This is a genomic window from Mycobacterium sp. FW102-FHT13B02 (assembly GCF_058790275.1).
On the sequence record NZ_JBYTCM010000011.1, the window covers coordinates 14856 to 31974 of the forward strand.

Sequence of the window (17119 nt, forward strand, 5' to 3'; positions counted from 1 at the left end):
CCGTCAGTTGTCAAGCGAGCGTTCCGCCGCGGCAACCACCGCTTCAGCGGTGAATCCGAACTCCCGGAACAGGGTCTTGTCGTCGGCCGATGCGCCGTAGTGCTCGATCGAGATGATCTCGCCGGTGTCACCGACCAGCTTGTGCCAAGGCTGGGCGATGCCGGCCTCGACCGCAACTCGTGCCGAGACGTCCGGCGGCAGCACCGCATCCCGGTACTCTTTGGGCTGCGCCTCGAACCACTCCAGACACGGCATCGACACCACGTAGGCGACGATGTCCTTGTCCGCCAACAGCTTCTGCGCCTCGACGGCCAGCTGCACCTCGGAGCCGGTCGCGATGATGATCACGTCGGCGTCGTCGGCCGGGTTACCGCCACCGAGCACGTAGCCACCGCGGGCCGCGCCCTCGGCGTCGGTGCCCTCCAGGACGGGTACCCCCTGACGGGTCAGGATGAAACCGGTCGGGTTGTTGCCGTGGGTGCGCTGCAGGATGGTGCGCCAGGTGTAGGCGGTCTCGTTCGGGTCGGCGGGACGGACCACCGACAGGTTCGGGATCGCGCGCAGCGCCGCGAGGTGCTCGATGGGCTGGTGCGTCGGCCCGTCCTCACCCAGACCGATGGAGTCGTGGGTCCAGATGTAGATGGGGTCGATGTTCATCAGCGCGGCCAACCGGACCGCCGGACGCATGTAGTCGGCGAACTGCAGGAAGGTACCCGCGAACGGCCGGGTCGGGCCGTGCAGCACGATGCCGTTCAGGATCGAGCCCATGGCGTGCTCGCGGATGCCGAAGTGCAGCACGCGGCCGTACCAGTCGGCGGTGTAGTCCTCGGTCGAGATCGACGGCGGACCGAACGACTTCACGCCGTTGATGGTGGTGTTGTTGCTGCCCGCGAGATCGGCTGAACCGCCCCACAATTCGGGCAGCTTGCCGGCGACGTCGTTGAGCACCTTGCCGAACGCGGCGCGGGTGGCGACGGCTTTGCTGCCGGGCTCCCAATAGGTCAGGTCGGCGTCCCAGCCCTCGGGCAGTTCACCGGCGTACAGGCGGTCCAGCAGCTCCTTGCGCTCGGGCTCCTTGGCGGCCCAGGCGTCGAACGCGACCTGCCACTCGTCGTGGGCCTTCTTGCCACGTGCGACCAACTCGCGGGTGTGGGCGATGACCTCGGGCTTCACATCGAAGCTCTTGTCCGGGTCGAAGCCCAGCACCTTCTTGGTGGCGGCGACCTCGTCGGCGCCGAGGGCCGAGCCGTGCACCCCGCCGGTGTTCATCTTGGTGGGCGCCGGGTAGCCGATGATGGTGCGCACCGAGATGAACGACGGGCGGTCGGTCACCGCGCGTGCGGCCGCCAGCGCCTCTTCGATGGCCACCACGTTCTCGCCGCCCTCGACCTCCTGGACGTGCCAGCCGTAGGCGCGGTATCGGGCGCAGGTGTCCTCGGAGAGCGCGATGTTGGTGTCGTGCTCGATGGAGATTTCGTTGTTGTCCCACAGCACGATCAGGTTGCCGAGCTGCTGGGTGCCGGCGAGCGACGACGCCTCGCTGGTCACGCCTTCTTCGATGTCGCCGTCAGAGGCGATCACGTAGATGAAGTGGTCGAACGGGCTCTCACCCGGAGCGGCGTCGGGATCGAACAGCCCGCGTTCGTAGCGCGCTGCCATTGCCATGCCGACCGAGGAGGCCAGGCCCTGGCCCAGGGGACCGGTGGTGATCTCCACACCCTTGGTATGGCCGTATTCGGGGTGGCCCGGGGTCAGCGAGCCCCAGGTGCGCAGCGCCTCGATGTCGGCGAGCTCGAGGCCGAAGCCGCCCATGTACAGCTGCAGGTACAGCGTCAGGCTGGAATGCCCACAGGACAGCACGAAGCGGTCGCGCCCGATCCAGTGGGTGTCGGACGGGTCATGGCGCATCTGGCGCTGGAACAAGGTGTAGGCCAGCGGGGCCAGGCTCATCGCGGTTCCGGGGTGGCCGTTTCCGACCTTCTGAACCGCATCCGCGGCCAGCACTCGTACGGTGTCGACGGCGGCCGAGTCCAGCTCGGTCCAGTCGTCCGGGTGGTGCGGGCGGGTGAGTTCGGAAATCTCTTCGACTGTGGTCACGGGCGCACTCCTACTGAGGGACGTCTCGGGCTCGGCAAATTGCATGCGAGCTGCATGACTACCCTAGTGCGCGCCGCGGGTGCGGTGCAGACCGCTTCACCTTTGGCCTGTCCGTGATTGGGTTTCCGTTCATCTGAATGCACCCTGCGGTGTGGAGCACTCAGGTGCGCGGTCTACCATCGTCTGTAGTAGAGGCTGCGCGGCCGTGACTTCCGAGGAGATATCTGCGTGAGCATTCGCGAGCGCCGTTCCGTCCACGGGGCACACGGTTTCGGTCCCGGAGCTGCGGCGTCTGACGAGTCCGGCTCTGCGTCGGGGACCAAGTCGCCGAACCGGGTTCGGGCTACGTTGCTGGCCTACATCGCCCTCACCAAGCCGCGGGTCATCGAATTGCTGTTGGTGACCACGATTCCGGCGATGCTGCTTGCCCACCGCTTCGACGTGGTGGCCAGCCAGGGCCCGATCAAACCGCTGTTGATAGCGAACACCCTGTTCGGCGGACTGCTCGCGGCTGCCGGTGCCAACACCCTGAACTGTGTCGCCGACGCCGACATCGACAAGGTCATGAAGCGCACGGCGCGCCGGCCATTGGCCCGCGCGACGGTGCCCACCCGGCACGCGCTGATCTTCGGTCTGGTGCTGACGGTCACGTCGTTCCTGTGGCTGTGGCGCACCTCGAATCTGCTCTCGGGTCTCCTGGCCCTGGCGACCATTGCCTTCTACGTCTTCGTGTACACGCTGCTGCTGAAGCGCCGTACCTCGCAGAACGTGGTGTGGGGCGGCGCTGCCGGCTGCATGCCGGTGATGATCGGCTGGTCCGCGGTGACCGGCACCATTGCGTGGCCGGCATTGGTGATGTTCCTGGTCATCTTCTTCTGGACACCGCCGCACACCTGGGCGCTGGCCATGCGCTACAAGGAGGACTACGAGGCCGCCGGGGTACCGATGCTGCCGGTCGTGGCGACCGAGCGCGCGGTCACCAAGCAGATCCTCATCTACACCTGGGCGACCGTCGTGACCACGCTGGCGCTGGCATTCGCGACCGGCTGGCTGTACGCCGCCGTCGCTCTCGTCGCCGGTGTGTGGTTCCTGATCATGGCGCACCAGCTGTACTCGGGTGTGAAGCGCGGTGAGCCGGTCAAGCCGCTGCGCCTGTTCCTGCAGTCGAACAACTACCTGGCAGTCGTGTTCTGCGCGCTGGCGGTCGACTCGGCGCTCGCGCTGCCGATGCTGGTCCACTGAGCAGACCTACCCCACGCGGGCGCTAACTTAGGGGCATGCCCCAACTGGTGAGCCCTGACAATTTCGCCCGCGCCGAGTCGGATCTGTATTTCTCCGGCATCGTGAGGGACAACGGCTTCGGCGAGTTCCACCACATCCGTGAGCTCACCCCAATCGACCATCAGGTCGTCATCCGGCAGAACCGCGACACTCTCTACTCGGCCGCGGTGTTCGACCTCGACGCCGGACCCGTCACCGTCACCCTGCCCGACAGCGCCGGCCGGTTCATGTCGCTGCAAGTCATCAGCGAGGACCACTACACCACCCAGGTGGCCTACGCGCCCGCCACAGTGACACTCACGCGCGACGAGGTGGGCACCCGCTACGTCGCGGCAGCGGTCCGCACGTTGGTCGATCCCAACGACGCTGCCGATCTGGACGCCGTACATGCACTGCAGGACGCCATTACCGTCGCGCAGGACGCGCCGGGCACCTTCTCCGTCCCGGATTGGGACCCTGTCAGCCAGAAGACCGTGCGCGACGCGCTCGTCACCCTCGCCACCACGCTGCCGGACACCAAGCGGATGTTCGGCACTGCGGCGGACACGGATCCGGTACGGCACCTGGTCGGGTCGGCCAACGCGTGGGGCGGTAACCCGCAGCGCGACGCCTTGTATCTGACCGTGGTGCCGCCGCAGAACGACGGCACCACGGTGCACCGGCTCACCATCAATGACGTTCCGGTGGATGGGTTCTGGTCGGTGACGGTCTACGACAAGGACGGCTTCTTCACGGCCAACGAAGAGAACGCGTACTCGCTGAACAACATCACCGCGGTCAAGGACGCTGACGGTTCGACGACCATCCAGTTCGGTGGCACGTGTGCAGTCAACCTGCTGCCGATCACGCCGGGCTGGAACTACACCGTGCGGCTCTATCGCCCCCGGCCCGAAATCCTCGACGGCAGCTGGACGTTCCCGGCTGCCCAGCCCGTCTAGGGCACCAGCACCACCGAGCCGACGGTCAGGCGGGCCTGCAGGTCGGCGTGGGCGCGGGCGGCGTCGGCCAGCGGATAACGCTGGCTCACCGTGACGTTGATGGTGCCGTCGGCCACGGCCTGTAACAGTTCGCCTGCGCGCCAGGAGAATTCGTCGGCGGTGCGGGTGTAGTGCGCCAGGGTCGGCCGAGTGACGAAGAGCGAGCCGGCGCTGTTCAGTCGTTGCAGGTCGAACGGCGGCACGGGCCCGCTGGAGGCGCCGAACAATGCGAGGGTGCCGCGTACCGCGAGGCTGGCCAGGCTGGCTTCGAACGTGGATGCGCCAACCCCGTCGTACACCGCGGCGACGCCGTTGCCGCCCGTGAGCTCGCGGATCTTGGCGCCGAACTCGGCGGGGTCGTCCGGGTAGTCCAGCACCTCGACAGCGCCGGCCTGACGCGACAACTCGGCCTTGTCCTGGTTGGAGACCGTGGTGATGACCCGGACGGCCATGCTGGTGGCCCACTGCGTCAGGATCAGCCCGACGCCCCCGGCACCGGCGTGCAGCAGCACGGTGTCGCCCTGCTGCACCGGATAGGTGGACCTGATCAGGTAGTGCGCCGTCATGCCCTTGAGCAGTGCCGCCGCGGCGACCTCGGGGTCGACGCCCTCTGGTACGTAGGCCACGTAATCGGCCGGCGCGACAGAGTATTCGGAGTAGGTGGCGTCCGCCGCGGCGGTGACCACGCGATCGCCGACCGCCAGCGCCGCCACGTCGTCGCCCACCGCGGTGATGGTGCCGCAGACTTCCTGCCCCGGGATGTACGGGACCGGACGTGGATACAGCCCGGAGCGGAAGTACGTGTCGATGAAATTGACGCCGATGGCCTCAGCCTTGATGAGGACCTCGCCCGGACCTGGGGTGGGCTCGGGACGTTCGACCAATGACAGGACTTCCGGACCGCCGAGTTCGGCGACTTCGATGGCATGCATGGCACCTATCATTCCAACGTGAAACTCGCTCGGCCCGATATCCGGCATCCCCGTGTCGTTTTGGCAGGTTGTCAGGCTCTCGTCGAAGGCGACGGCGATGACGACGGATTGGTCGGCGCGCTGCGTGACCGCGGTTTGCATGCCCACTGGCTGGCTTGGGATGACCCGGCCACGCTGCAGGCCGATCTCGTGATCCTGCGGGCCACGTGGGACCACACCGAGCGCCACGACGAGTTCCTGGCATGGACCAGGAAGGTGCGCAATCTGCTGAACGCGCCCGAGGTGGTCGCGTGGAACAGCGACAAGCACTACCTGGCGGATTTGGCGGCGGCCGGGGTGCCGACGGTGCCCAGTGCATTCTTCGCTCCCGGCCAGCCGGTGTCGGTGCCCGGCGGCGAGGTGGTGGTCAAGCCTGCGATCGGTGCGGGTTCGGTTGGTGCGCAACGATTCGCCGATGCCGCGGCGGCTGCCGAGCATGCTGCCGCGCTACAGGCCAACGGGCGCACGGTGCTGATTCAGCCGTACGACGAGCGCATCGAGGCGGGGGAGACGGCGCTGGTGTTCCTGGCCGGCAAGCAGTCGCACGCCTTCCGCAAAGGGCCGATGTTGCCGCCGCCGGGCGGCAGCGTGGCGTTGCACGAGTCCGGCACCTACGCCGAGGAACAACTGCAGCCGGCCGACCCGGACTTCGAATTGTGGGACGTCGGCTACGCGACCCTGGCCGCGGCGGCCGCCCACCTCGGCATCGAGGCGACGGAGTTCCTGTACGCGCGCGTCGACGTCATCGGTGACCGCCGCGACCCGCGTCTGCTGGAATTGGAATTGGTCGAACCGTCACTGGGTTGGCGGCAGCTGGCCGCGCCGGCACGTGCTCTGGCGCAACGGAAATTCGCGCTGGGTGTCGAGTCGGCTCTGGAGCGGCTCGGCCTCGGTCCGCTGTCGGGCCGGAGCTTCTGATCCTGAGTGTCGTCGGGGATGTCAGTCCTCGATCCGCTTGCCGCTGGCCGAATCGAAGCGGTGCACTTCGCGGGCTGAGAGCCGAACTGACGCGCCCGGGGTGATGTCGGTCAATGATGCGGCTTCCACCACACCGGTGAGCTGCATATCGCCGGCGCGCACCGTGACGATGGCGCGCGGGCCCAGTAACTCCACGAGTTCCACCGACGCCAGATCGGCACTGCCCGATTCCGGGGTGAGGATGACGTCGTCCGGGCGCACCCCGATCGTCACGGTGCCGGTGTCCGGGCCGCCGACCTCGATACGCACGCCTGACATGGTGCGTAGCTCGCCGCCGCGCACCGCGCCGTCGATCAGGTTCATCTTGGGGCTGCCGACGAAGGTGGCGACGAAGGTATCGGCCGGCCGGCGGTAGACCTCCTCAGGAGGACCGGCTTGGGCGATGTGCCCGTCGCGCATGACGACGATGCGGTCCGACAGCGTCATCGCTTCTTCCTGGTCGTGGGTCACGTACAGCGCGGTGATGCCCAGCTTGCGTTGCAGCCGCAACAGTTCGGTGCGGGTTTCCACCCGCAGCTTGGCGTCAAGGTTGCTCAAAGGCTCGTCGAACAGGAACACCGCGGGTTCACGGATGATGGCCCGCCCGATCGCAACCCGCTGCTGTTGGCCGCCGGACAGCTCCTTGGGTTTGCGCTCGACCAACTTGCCCAGTCCCAGCGACTCGGCGATCTCGTCGGCTCGCTTCAACGCCTCGGCGCGGGGAATCCGCTTGGCGCGCAAAGGAAAGGCGATGTTCTCGCGGACCGTCAGGTGTGGGTACAGGGCGTAATTCTGGAACACCATGGCGACATCGCGCTCCTTCGGCTCCAGCCTGGTCACATCGCGGTCGCCGATGTGGATGCTGCCGGAGGTGATGTCTTCCAGCCCGGCCAGCATCCGCAGCGACGTGGTCTTACCGCATCCGGACGGGCCGACCAGCACGGTGAGGCTTCCGTCGGCCAACTCCAGGTCGAGGTCGGACACCACAGTCGTTGTCCCGTAGGACTTTCCGACCTTGGAGAACGTAACCGATGCCATATCCGAATCCTTGTCTAGTACTTGACGGCGCCGCCGCTGATCCCTTGGACCAGGCGTCGCTGGATGAAGAAACTCGCCACCACGACCGGCACGATGGCGATCATGATGGCGGCGCTCATGGTGCCGATCTGCACACCGCGGAACGTGTTGAAGTTGGCGATTGCCACCGGCAGGATCGCCGAGTTGCCCGGGGCCAGGATCAGCCCGTAGAACAGGTCGTTCCAGGACAGGGTGAAGCCGAAGATGCCGGCCGCCCCGATACCCGGGTACACCTGCGGCAGCACCACCAGCCGGAAGGCCTGCCACCGGGTGAAGCCGTCGACGCGGGCCTGCTCTTCCAGGGAGGCGGGTACTGCCTCGAAGAAGCCGATCAGGAACCAGGTGACCAGGGGCAGAACGAAAGACAGGTGCGCGAAGATGACCGGCGTCAGGGTGTCGGTCAACCGCAGCGCGTGCGCCATGGTCAGGAACGGAAAGACCATGACCGCGGGCGGGACGACCTGCGCGGCCAGCATGCCGAACCGGGTCAGCGAACCGCCCGCGCGGTACTTGGCGATGACGTAGGCACCCATGCTGCCGACCACCAGGCTGATCGACACCGTCACGATGCCGACCAGCGCGCTGCGGCCCGCGGCGGCGAACACCCCCGAGTCCAGCACGGCGCGCCAGTTGGTCAGGCTCGGGGAGAACGCGATCAGGAACGGGTCGGCCATCTGATCCGGCGTCTTGAAGCTGGCGAGTGCCACCCAGGCGATGGGGCACAAGACAAACACGAATGCCGCGGTCAGCACGGAGATTCGGAGGATCTCCAGCCATCGGAGTCGGGCCATCAGACGGTGTTCCTTTCGGCCGTCCGGTTGCGTTCCATGGTGCGGAACGCGACCACGATCACCAGCAGGACCACGGCCAACACGATGAAGGCCATGGCACTGGCCTGCGCGAGCCGGAAGAACTGGATGCCTTCGAGATACATGTAGTACTGCAGGGTCTGGGTTTGCGTGCCCGGGCCGCCGCGGGTCGTCGCATAGACGTACTCGAACACCCGCAGCGCATCGAGTCCGCGGAGTAGCACCGCCACGGTCAGCACCGGTGCGAGCATCGGTATCAGGACGCGGCGCAGCCGGTATACGGGGCCCGCTCCGTCGACCCGGGCAGCTTCCAAAGGCTGCTTGGGCATCGACTCCAGACCGGCCAGGATCAGCAGCACCATGAACGGTGTCCACTGCCAGACATCGATGAAGGCCAGGGTGAACAACGCCCGTCCGCTGCCGAAGAAGTCGTAGTCGGCTCCGACGGCGTGCAGCAGCGCGGGGATGGCGCCGATCTGGTCGTTGAGCAGGAACCGGAAGATCAATCCGACGGCTATCGGGGTGACGAACATGGGCGCGAGCACGATGGCCCGGGACAGATCCTTGCCCCAACGCTGCTGGTGCAGTGCGAGCGCCAAGGCGAAACCGATCACCAGCTCGGCAGTCACCGCGATGACCACGTAGAGCGCGGTCGTGGCGAATGCCTCCCAGAACGCCGAATCCGTCAGCGCGTGGGTGAAATTCGCCACGCCGACAAAGCCGGGCTGTTTACGGTCGGTCAGCTTGTAGTCCGTCAGCGACAGATAAACCGCGTAACACAGCGGGAATCCGACGGCCACCGCGAACAGGGCCAGTAGCGGCATGAGCATGCCGTACCTGAACTTCATGTGGACGGCCCCGTCGTCGTGGCCGCCGGACTCCCGACCATCACTTCTGGACTCGCTCCGCGGCAGCCTGCGCGTCACGCAGCGCGTCGGCGACGCTCTTGTTGCCCGCGACGGCGTCGTTGAGCTCGGTGCCGACCGCCTGGATCATCTCCTCGCCGCCCTTGCCTTTGCTCAGTGGTGAGGCGTTGGCAAGGATCTCCCCGACGGTCTTGTAGTAGTCGGCACCGTACTTGTCGCCGAGCACCTTGGGGTTGGTCAGCGAGCTCTTGCGGATCACGGCGCCACCGTCGGCGACGCGCAGGGCGTCGATCTCGGGTGAGGTCACCCACGAGGCGAAAGCCCATGCCGCGTCGGGCGCACCTGAGTTGGCCGGGATGGCCCAACTCCACATTCCCAGAGCCGATTTACCGCCGGGGATGGGGGCAAGGGCGTACTGGCCCGCGCGCGGCCCGGAAGCTCCGGCGGGGTCATTGAGGGCGGGCAGGTTCCAGTTGTACGCGACCATCGAGGCGGCCTTGCCGCTGGAGACCGAACGGAACGCCTCGTCGAAGCCCCAGGACAGGCTGTTGGCCGGGGCCGCGGTGCGGTAGGTCTCGATGTAGGCGTTGAGTGCCCGGGCCGCCTGCTCGGTGTTCAGGGTGGGCTTGCCGTCCGCACCATAGATCGACCCGCCGGCGGCGAACAGCCAGTTGGCCCACTCCTCGAAGATCTTGTAGCCGCGCTGTGGCTGCATGGCGATGCCGGCCCGGTCGGTGGTCTTGAGCTTCTGTGACGTCGATACCAGGGCGGACAGGTCGTTCGGGACGGTCAACCCGGCCGACTTGAGGTCCACGCTGTTGTAGATGTACCCGAGTGCGTAGTTGTAGAACGGAACTCCGTACGTGGTACCCCCGACATTGGTGATCGCGGTCAGCGACGGAAAGAAGTCGTCGGGCTGATAGCCGGTGGTCGCGGCGATCCGTCCGTTCAGCGGGGCCAGGAATCCGGCCGCGGCGAAATCGTCCATCCAGGGGTTGTCGACCACGATCAGGTCATAGGCCGGCTGGGCGGCCTGGAACGAGGACACCAGGCGGTCGCGCATCTGATCGTAGGTCATGGTCTCGATCTGGACCTTGATCTTGGGGTACTTCTGATTGAACTGTCCGACAAGCCTTTTCACGGCATCGGTGTCAGGCACGTTCTCCATCAGCATCCGGACGGTGGCGCTGGTATCGGTCGGCACATTGCCGATCGCGGAGGCATTCTGCCCGCCGGAATCGCCGCTGCCGGCGCAACCTGCGAGGGTCAGACCGGCCGTGGCGATGATCGCGGGCAACCACCGCGTCGCCCTGGATGCGGCGCGGCCGGTACTGCGGAACATCGGAATTTTCATGCGTTCTCACTTCCCTTGTCCGAGTGGGTGGATCGAGGTGTTCACTGGTACCGGTTCGGCTCAATCCATGTACGCACCGCCGTTGACGGACAGTGCTTCCCCGGTGATGAACCGGGCGTCCTCGGAGGTCAGGAACGCCACCGCGCGGGCGACGTCGTCGGGGGTCTGCAGCCGTCCCAGCGGGGTGGCATCGATCCAGGACTGACGCACGCCGTCGGGCGTGGAGCCGCTGAGGGCGGCTTCCCATTCCAGTTCCCGGGACTGCATGGGAGTCGCGACGAAACCCGGGCACACGCTGTTGACCGTGATGCCATGGGCGGCAAGCTCATACGCCATGGCCTGGGTGAGCCCCAACACGCCGAATTTGGATGCCACGTAGTCCGACAGGAACGGCACCCGGCCCTGTTTGGCCGCCATCGATGCGGTGTTGATGATCGTGCCGCGCACCCCGGTGCGGATCATCGCGCGGGCCGCGGCCTGTCCGCACAGGAACACGCCCTTGAGGTTGATGTCGAGGCTGCGGTTGAGCTGTTCGGCAGAGACGTCCACGAAGCTGGCCATGGCCGAGGTGCCGGCATTGCTGATCCATGCGTGCAACCCGAGCCGGTCGGCGACGTCGTCGGCGAGCCGGGTCGCGGCAGCGGCATCGGTAACGTCGAGCCGGGCGGCTTCGTGCCCGGAGCCGGACAGGCCTCGACAGGTCTCCACAGCCGCGGCCTCGTCGACGTCGGTGACCACCACACGCCAGCCCCGGGCAGCCAGCGTGGTGGCGATAGCCCGCCCGATGCCCGAACCGGCGCCGGTGACGACGACGGTGTGGGCGGTGGCTGTGTTCTCTGAGCTGTCAGCGCTGGTCATTACCGGGCCTTTCGGGCGATGCGGTGGGAAACGGGAGTGAGAACGTCGCCGAGCTCGCGCCACTGGGCATACGCCTCGGCGTACCGGTCGACGTGCTGTGGGTTGGGCTCGACGGCGTCACCTACGGTCTGGAATGCCGCGGTGCTGTCCCAACTCTCGAGTAGGCCGGTCCCGACGGCGGCGATGATCGCCGCACCGAGCGATGCGCCGGGGTGGCCGATGACCGGGGAGAGCGGGGTGTCCAGTACGTCGGCGAGGATCTGCTTCCACAGCACCGACCGGCTGCCGCCGTTGGTGACCAGAGCGCGATGCAGCGGGATACCGATGGCGGCGAAGATTTCGGTGTGGTGCTTGAAGCCGTAGGCGATCGCCTCGAGTACCGAGCGATACATGTCCGCGCGATTGTGGGCGAGATCGAGTCCGACGAAAGCGCCACGCAGATCCGGGTCGTGTAACGGGCTCTTCTCGCCGAGAAAATAGGGCAGACAAAGGATTTCGCCTGGGTTTCGGCCGCTGGCCTCGTCGTCGAGGGTCAGCAGGTCGATACCGCCGGACAAGGTCTGGAACCAGCGGATCAGACTGCCACTGGTTGCCATACAGCCGTTGGGCAGCCAGCGGCCGGGTACCGGGTGGGCGTCGAGATAGAGCCGGGCATCGATCACGGGGTGCGCGGCGGCGGCCAGAATGTCCCCGGCACCGCCGAGCTTCACCAGCCAGTCGCCCTCGTCGTTGATCCCAGCGGCGTAGGCCGACAGCACGTGGTCGGCACCTCCGACGATCAGAGGCAGGCCGGTAGGCAGGCCGGTCGCCGTCGCTGCCGCGGCGCTCAACTCGCCGGCCTGGGTACCGGGGGACAGCACAGGTGGCACCAGGTCGGAAGGCAGACCGGCGGCGGCATACATCGGCTCGAAGCGGTGGCCGTCGACGGTGCCCAGCCCGGATTCGATCGCCCAGTTGAGCTCGACGTGCGCGGGGGCGCCGAGGGCCATCAGCACCCAGTCGTAGGAGCCGACCAAATGATTTGTGGCGCGCCAGGTTTCGGGCTCGTTGCGTTGCAGCCACAGCGCAGTCGGACCCACGGACTGCTGGGTGACCGCTGACCCCGTGGCGCGCAGCACCGCTTCGCCGTCGAGGGCATCTTTGAGTTCGGCGATCTCAGCGGCCGCGCGAGCGTCGTTCTGGAGCATCGCGCGCCGCACCGGGGCGCCGGTGCGGTCGACCGGTACGACGGCCGGGACCATGCCGGTGGTCGACAGTGCGCTGATCCAGTCGGGACTGACGCCCGACTCGGCCAACACGGTCCGGATGCCGTCGTGCACATTGCGTAGCCACTGAGCCGGGTCGGCTTCGGCCTGCCCGGTACCGCCGGAAAACAGTCGGGCCTCGCCGGTGGCCTGGGCGACGATGCGCGCTCGGTGGATATCGACGAGCACGGTTTTGGTACCGGTGGTGCCGATGTCGATGCCGATGGTGAACTCCGGCATGCCGTCCCTTCTTTTGGGTGACTGCTGCTCAGTGCGGAGGAGCGAACTTACCGTAGCTGATGCTGTTAGATTCTCACATGATTTGTGTAATAGTCACGTAAAATCACGTAAAGAAGTACGTTCAATGTGATTCAGTAACGGATATCGATCACCTACTCCGATGACCGAAGTGAGAGAGGCGCCCCATGACCAACTGGCTCGACGAGGTATTCGCCGTGCGAAAGCCCGTGATCGCGATGCTGCACCTGTCGGCATTACCGGGTGATCCCGGATTCGATTCGGCTGCGGGCATCCGTGCGGTTGTGGATCGGGCCCGTGGCGAGCTCGCCGCGCTGCAGGAGGGTGGAGTCGACGGCGTGATGATTTCCAATGAGTTCAGCCTGCCCTACCTGACCAAGACCGAGCCGATCACCGCCATTGCCATGGCCCGCATCATCGGCGAACTGCTGCCCGACTTCTCGGTGCCCTACGGCGTGAACGTGCTGTGGGATGGACGGGCTTCCATCGATCTGGCCGTGGCCACCGGTGCGCAGTGGGTCCGGGAGATCTTCACCGGTGTGTACGCCAGCGACTTCGGCCTGTGGAACACCAATGTGGGTGAGGTTGCGCGGCACCGTCATCGCATCGGCGGCGACGGGGTCAAGCTGCTGTTCAACATCGTCCCCGAGTCGGCGGTCTATCTCGCCGACCGGGATTTGGCTTCAGTCACCGCCACGACGGTGTTCGCCACCAAGCCCGACGCCATCTGCGTCTCCGGCCTGACCGCGGGGGCGTCGACAGATACCCAGGCACTTCAGGTGGTCAAGAACAACGCCGGCGCGGTGCCGGTGTTCGTCAACACCGGCGTGCGCGCCCACAACGCCGCCGACCAGTTGTCGATCGCCGACGGGGCCGTCGTGGGTACGTACTTCAAGGAGGATGGCGTCTTCGAAAACCGCGCGGTGACCTCCCGGGTCAGCGAATTGATGACGGCGGTCAAGGAATTCCGCCAGACGCTATGAGTGAACAGCTGCGTGTGCTGGCGATCGAAGCCGCTCGGAGGGGTGCCGCGGTATGTCTACGGCAGTGGGGCGAGCCGGTAGAGGTTCGCACCAAGAGCGCTGCCGGCGATGTGGTGACCACCGTCGACCGCACAGCCGAAGAAGCGGTTCGCGCCCTGTTGCTCGACGCGCGGCCCGACGACGGGGTGCTCGGCGAGGAATTGGCCGAGCATGTCGGTGCCGGGTCGGTGCAGTGGGTCGTCGACCCACTCGACGGCACCACCAACTACACCCGCCGCATCCCATACTTCGCCACGTCGGTGGCGGCACGGTCGGCGGTCGACGGGCGCTGGCTCGCCGGCGCGGTGTGCGCGCCGGCTCTGGGAATCCTCTGGAGTGCTGCGAAAAACCTTGGTGCACTGGTTGATTCGGGATCGGGTGGGCAACCTCTGCCGCTGGCCATGGTGCAGTCGTCGGCGCGACTGATCGGTACCGGCCTGTCCTACGATCCATCGCATCGCCGGCGCCAGGTGCGCGAACTCGGTGCCCTGATGACCGACTACACCGATATGCGTCGCTTCGGTGCGGCAGCCATCGATTTGTGTCTGGTGGCACAGGGCAGCCTCGACGCGTTCGTCGAGGACGACCTCGCGGTGCACGACTGGGCGGCAGGCGCGCTGATCGCCGAGGAGGCCGGGGTCCGGGTGGCGCGGCCGGCGGGCTGCGACACGGTGTTGTCAGCGTTCTGGCGCTGACCGTTCCGCGTTGACACAGACCACCGAAACGCCGGCCGACTGCAGGGCCTCGACCGTGGGATGCGTCGGCGGCCCGTCGGTCACCAGGATTGAAATCGCTGACACCGGCGCGACATTGATCAGCTGAACCCGACCGAGCTTGGTGGCGTCGGCGGCCACGATCACCCGGTCCGCGGACCGCATGGCGGCCTGCTTCACGTTGCCTTCCTCGCGGTGGTACTCCGAGGCGCCACGTTTGCCGTCCACCCCGGCGATGCCCATGACGTAGGTGTCGCAGTTGTAGCGCAGGTAAAAGTCCTCAGCCTCGGCGCCGATCAAGCTCAGCTCGCCAGGGCGGACTTTCCCTCCGGTGAGCAGGACGGTGGTATCGGGCTCGTCGGCGAGTTCGACGGCGACCAGCACACTCGGGGTGATCACGGTGAGTCCCAGATCGCGGCCCCTGATGGCACGGGCAACGGCCAGCACCGTGCTGCCACTGTCCAGGATCACGGTTTCCCGCGGGGTCAGCAGATCGGCAACCGCGCGGGCGATGTGCAGCTTCTCATCGGCGGAATCGGCGGCTCGCGCGGCGAACGACGGTTCGGTCGACTTACCGCCGAACGCGATGGCGCCGCCGAGGACCCGCCGTGCAATGCCCTGATCCTCGAGTCGCTCGATATCGCGACGAATCGTCATGGCCGAGACATCGAACTCGTCGGCGAGGGTGGAAAAGTCGACTTCCCGGTCGGCGTGAATTCGTGCGGCGATCGCCGCACGCCGGGCCTGGGCGTTCATGCCGGGTGCCATGGGGAGAGCCTAGAGCACTGTTGTGAATTAATCACAACTATCACAGACCAATTGCGGTGCGCGTGCGCTGGTGCAACAGTCAGTGAGCGGGGACGGCCGCGCTCTCATCCGCCGGCCGCACCCGTTGTCGCATCGACGCCCACAGCGCCGCGGTGGCCGCCGTGCAGGCGGCTGCGCCGGCCACGTGGATGGCGACCAGCACCGCGGGAACCCCGGTGTAGAACTGGACCGCGCCGACCGCGCCTTGAGCGCACACCAGTGCGGCGAGGACCCCGAGCCGCACCAGCACCGGCTTGGGTGCGCGCACCGCGAACAGGGCGAAAGCCAGCCCGACCACGAAGCTCAGATAAGCCACCAGGAGCGACGAATGCAAGTGCACCAGATCGGTGATCTCGAATTGCAGGCGCTTGACCGGCTGCTGGGCGCTCTTGTCGCCGGCATGCGGCCCAGCTCCCGTCACCAGTGTCCCGGTTACCAGCACGGCCGACAGGGTGGTCGCCGTCAGGGCGGTGAACCAGCGCAGCGGCCTGGGTACGACGAGTTCATCGGTACCAGAGTCGGGTTCGCCGATCTTGACGTAGAGCAGTACCGCCAACCAGACCATCACCATGGACACCAGCAGGTGAATGGCGACCGTCCACCACAGCAGTCCGGTGCGGACCGTGATGCCCCCGATGACGGCCTGGACCACGGTCGAGGCCGGCATCAGCCACGCGTAGACCTGGACTTCGCGGCGGCGGCCGGCTCGGATGACGGCGAGGACCGCCAGCGCGGCCGTCAGCACGACACCGAACGTGAACATCCGGTTGGTGAATTCGACGGCCTGGTGCACCACGGGTACTTCGGCGTGCGGCACCGGCACGAAGCTGCCGGGGAAGCACTGTGGCCACGTCGGGCAACCCAGTCCGGACGCCGTGACGCGGACGATGGCCCCGGTGACGGAGATGCCGCCCTGGGTCAGGATGACCAGGAATGCGATGAGCCGCTGGACCCGAAGCGAGGGGATGGGCAGCTTGTCAAGCACGGCCTGATCGTAGAACAGCGCTAACTACGTGCCGTAGTAGGGGCCGTCAGCTGAAGCGGAACCAGCGCATCGCCGCCAGCCCGGCGAGCCCGCCCCAGGCGGCCAGCACCGCGATGCCGAACCAGTCCACCGACAGCGTCATGGCCTGCGTCAGGGCTTCGGTCAGCGCCCCGGACGGGGTCAGGCGGGCCACCCAGCGCAGGGCCTCGGGGACCACACGATGCTCGATGGTCAGCGCGCCGAGGCCGGCCAGGATGAACCACAACAGGTTCGCCAGGGCCAGCACGATCTCGGCCTTCAGCGTCCCGCCGAGGAGTAGGCCCAGCGCGGCGAACGACGCGGTGCCGAGCGCGATGATCACGGCACCGAACAGCAGGCTCAGTGGGATCGGCCGCCAGCCCAGCGCAATGCCGATGCCGCCCAACAGGATTGACTGCAGAAACACCGTGGTGACCACGGCGAGCGACTTGCCGGCGATGATGCCCCAGACCGGCAGCGCGGTGGCACCAAGGCGTTTCAGCGCGCCGTAGCGCCTGTCGAACGCGACGGCGATGGCCTGGCCGGTGAATGCCGTCGAGATCACCGCCAGCGCCATGATCGGCGGGGTGAACGTCCCGGGACGGTGGTCGCCGAGTGACCCCAGGGGCAGCAGCGTGAGCCCGACCAGCAGCGTGATCGGGATGAACATGGTGAGCAGCAACTGCTCGCCGTTGCGCAGCAGCAGCTTGAGCTCGAGGCCGTACTGAGCCGCCAGCATCGCGGGGACGGCCGCAGGCCTGGGGTCCGGGGTGAACGTCCCCGGCGCGAAGCGATTCGTCTCGGTGCTCATGCGCGATCCGCCTC

16 protein-coding genes are annotated in these 17119 nt (G+C 66.9%); 5 read left to right on the top strand and 11 right to left on the bottom strand.

Annotation, left to right across the window (positions count from 1 at the left end; genetic code table 11):
- Positions 1–3 precede the first annotated feature (3 nt).
- A complete protein-coding gene (tkt, locus tag AC3WTE_RS19050; protein WP_492439941.1) occupies positions 4–2097 on the bottom strand; it encodes a transketolase in 2094 nt (697 codons plus the stop codon).
- 228 nt (positions 2098–2325) lie between these two features.
- On the opposite strand from tkt, the gene AC3WTE_RS19055 reads away from it, so the two are divergent.
- Entirely contained in the window at positions 2326–3339 is a 1014-nt protein-coding gene (locus AC3WTE_RS19055; protein ID WP_492439942.1) for a heme o synthase, read from the top strand.
- A gap of 47 nt (positions 3340–3386) precedes the next feature.
- On the top strand, positions 3387–4316 hold the full coding sequence (locus AC3WTE_RS19060) for a DUF1254 domain-containing protein (RefSeq protein ID WP_492440188.1): 930 nt from the start codon (positions 3387–3389) through the stop codon (positions 4314–4316).
- Here AC3WTE_RS19060 and AC3WTE_RS19065 read toward each other — a convergent pair.
- On the bottom strand, positions 4313–5287 hold the full coding sequence (locus AC3WTE_RS19065; protein WP_492439944.1) for a quinone oxidoreductase family protein: 975 nt from the start codon (positions 5285–5287) through the stop codon (positions 4313–4315). The two genes, AC3WTE_RS19060 and AC3WTE_RS19065, sit on opposite strands and share 4 nt — an antisense overlap.
- A gap of 18 nt (positions 5288–5305) precedes the next feature.
- Between AC3WTE_RS19065 and AC3WTE_RS19070 the strand changes: the two genes are divergently transcribed.
- Positions 5306–6244 (top strand): ATP-grasp domain-containing protein, encoded by a 939-nt coding sequence (locus AC3WTE_RS19070; protein WP_492439946.1) that lies wholly within the window; start codon positions 5306–5308, stop codon positions 6242–6244.
- 21 nt (positions 6245–6265) lie between these two features.
- Here the strand turns inward: AC3WTE_RS19070 and AC3WTE_RS19075 are convergent, their stop codons facing one another.
- Genes AC3WTE_RS19075 through AC3WTE_RS19100 form a run of 6 tightly spaced genes read right to left on the bottom strand, consistent with a single transcriptional unit; the run spans position 6266 to position 12731 of the window.
- Positions 6266–7321, bottom strand: coding sequence for an ABC transporter ATP-binding protein (locus AC3WTE_RS19075; protein WP_492439948.1), 1056 nt, complete (start codon positions 7319–7321; stop codon positions 6266–6268).
- 14 nt (positions 7322–7335) lie between these two features.
- Positions 7336–8151 carry a carbohydrate ABC transporter permease gene (locus AC3WTE_RS19080; protein WP_492439950.1) on the bottom strand — a complete coding sequence of 272 codons (816 nt, stop codon included), beginning with the start codon at positions 8149–8151 and terminating at the stop codon, positions 7336–7338.
- Positions 8151–9017, bottom strand: coding sequence for a carbohydrate ABC transporter permease (locus AC3WTE_RS19085; RefSeq protein ID WP_492439952.1), 867 nt, complete (start codon positions 9015–9017; stop codon positions 8151–8153). Before AC3WTE_RS19085 ends, AC3WTE_RS19080 begins: the two co-directional genes overlap by 1 nt.
- A 40-nt stretch (positions 9018–9057) precedes the next feature.
- Positions 9058–10389 (bottom strand): ABC transporter substrate-binding protein, encoded by a 1332-nt coding sequence (locus tag AC3WTE_RS19090; RefSeq protein ID WP_492439954.1) that lies wholly within the window; start codon positions 10387–10389, stop codon positions 9058–9060.
- Between the two features lie 60 nt (positions 10390–10449).
- Positions 10450–11247 carry an SDR family NAD(P)-dependent oxidoreductase gene (locus AC3WTE_RS19095; RefSeq protein ID WP_492439956.1) on the bottom strand — a complete coding sequence of 266 codons (798 nt, stop codon included), beginning with the start codon at positions 11245–11247 and terminating at the stop codon, positions 10450–10452.
- A complete protein-coding gene (locus tag AC3WTE_RS19100) occupies positions 11247–12731 on the bottom strand; it encodes an FGGY-family carbohydrate kinase (protein WP_492439958.1) in 1485 nt (494 codons plus the stop codon). Before AC3WTE_RS19100 ends, AC3WTE_RS19095 begins: the two co-directional genes overlap by 1 nt.
- Before the next feature lie 185 nt (positions 12732–12916).
- Between AC3WTE_RS19100 and AC3WTE_RS19105 the strand changes: the two genes are divergently transcribed.
- Complete coding sequence (locus AC3WTE_RS19105; protein ID WP_492439960.1) at positions 12917–13732, top strand: BtpA/SgcQ family protein; 816 nt, start codon at positions 12917–12919, stop codon at positions 13730–13732.
- The gene (locus tag AC3WTE_RS19110) at positions 13729–14466 is read left to right on the top strand and encodes an inositol monophosphatase family protein (RefSeq protein WP_492439962.1); all 738 of its coding nucleotides are present in this window, start codon (positions 13729–13731) and stop codon (positions 14464–14466) included. The genes AC3WTE_RS19105 and AC3WTE_RS19110 overlap by 4 nt, the downstream gene beginning before the upstream one ends.
- Here AC3WTE_RS19110 and AC3WTE_RS19115 read toward each other — a convergent pair.
- The 3 genes from AC3WTE_RS19115 to AC3WTE_RS19125 all read right to left on the bottom strand — a co-directional run bounded on the left by AC3WTE_RS19115 (position 14449) and on the right by AC3WTE_RS19125 (position 17105).
- Positions 14449–15252, bottom strand: coding sequence for a DeoR/GlpR family DNA-binding transcription regulator (locus tag AC3WTE_RS19115; protein ID WP_492439963.1), 804 nt, complete (start codon positions 15250–15252; stop codon positions 14449–14451). The two genes, AC3WTE_RS19110 and AC3WTE_RS19115, sit on opposite strands and share 18 nt — an antisense overlap.
- A gap of 79 nt (positions 15253–15331) precedes the next feature.
- On the bottom strand, positions 15332–16276 hold the full coding sequence (locus AC3WTE_RS19120) for a COX15/CtaA family protein (RefSeq protein ID WP_459370014.1): 945 nt from the start codon (positions 16274–16276) through the stop codon (positions 15332–15334).
- Positions 16277–16322: 46 nt separating this feature from the next.
- The gene (locus AC3WTE_RS19125; protein WP_492439965.1) at positions 16323–17105 is read right to left on the bottom strand and encodes an ABC transporter permease; all 783 of its coding nucleotides are present in this window, start codon (positions 17103–17105) and stop codon (positions 16323–16325) included.
- Between the last annotated feature and the right edge of the window lie 14 nt (positions 17106–17119).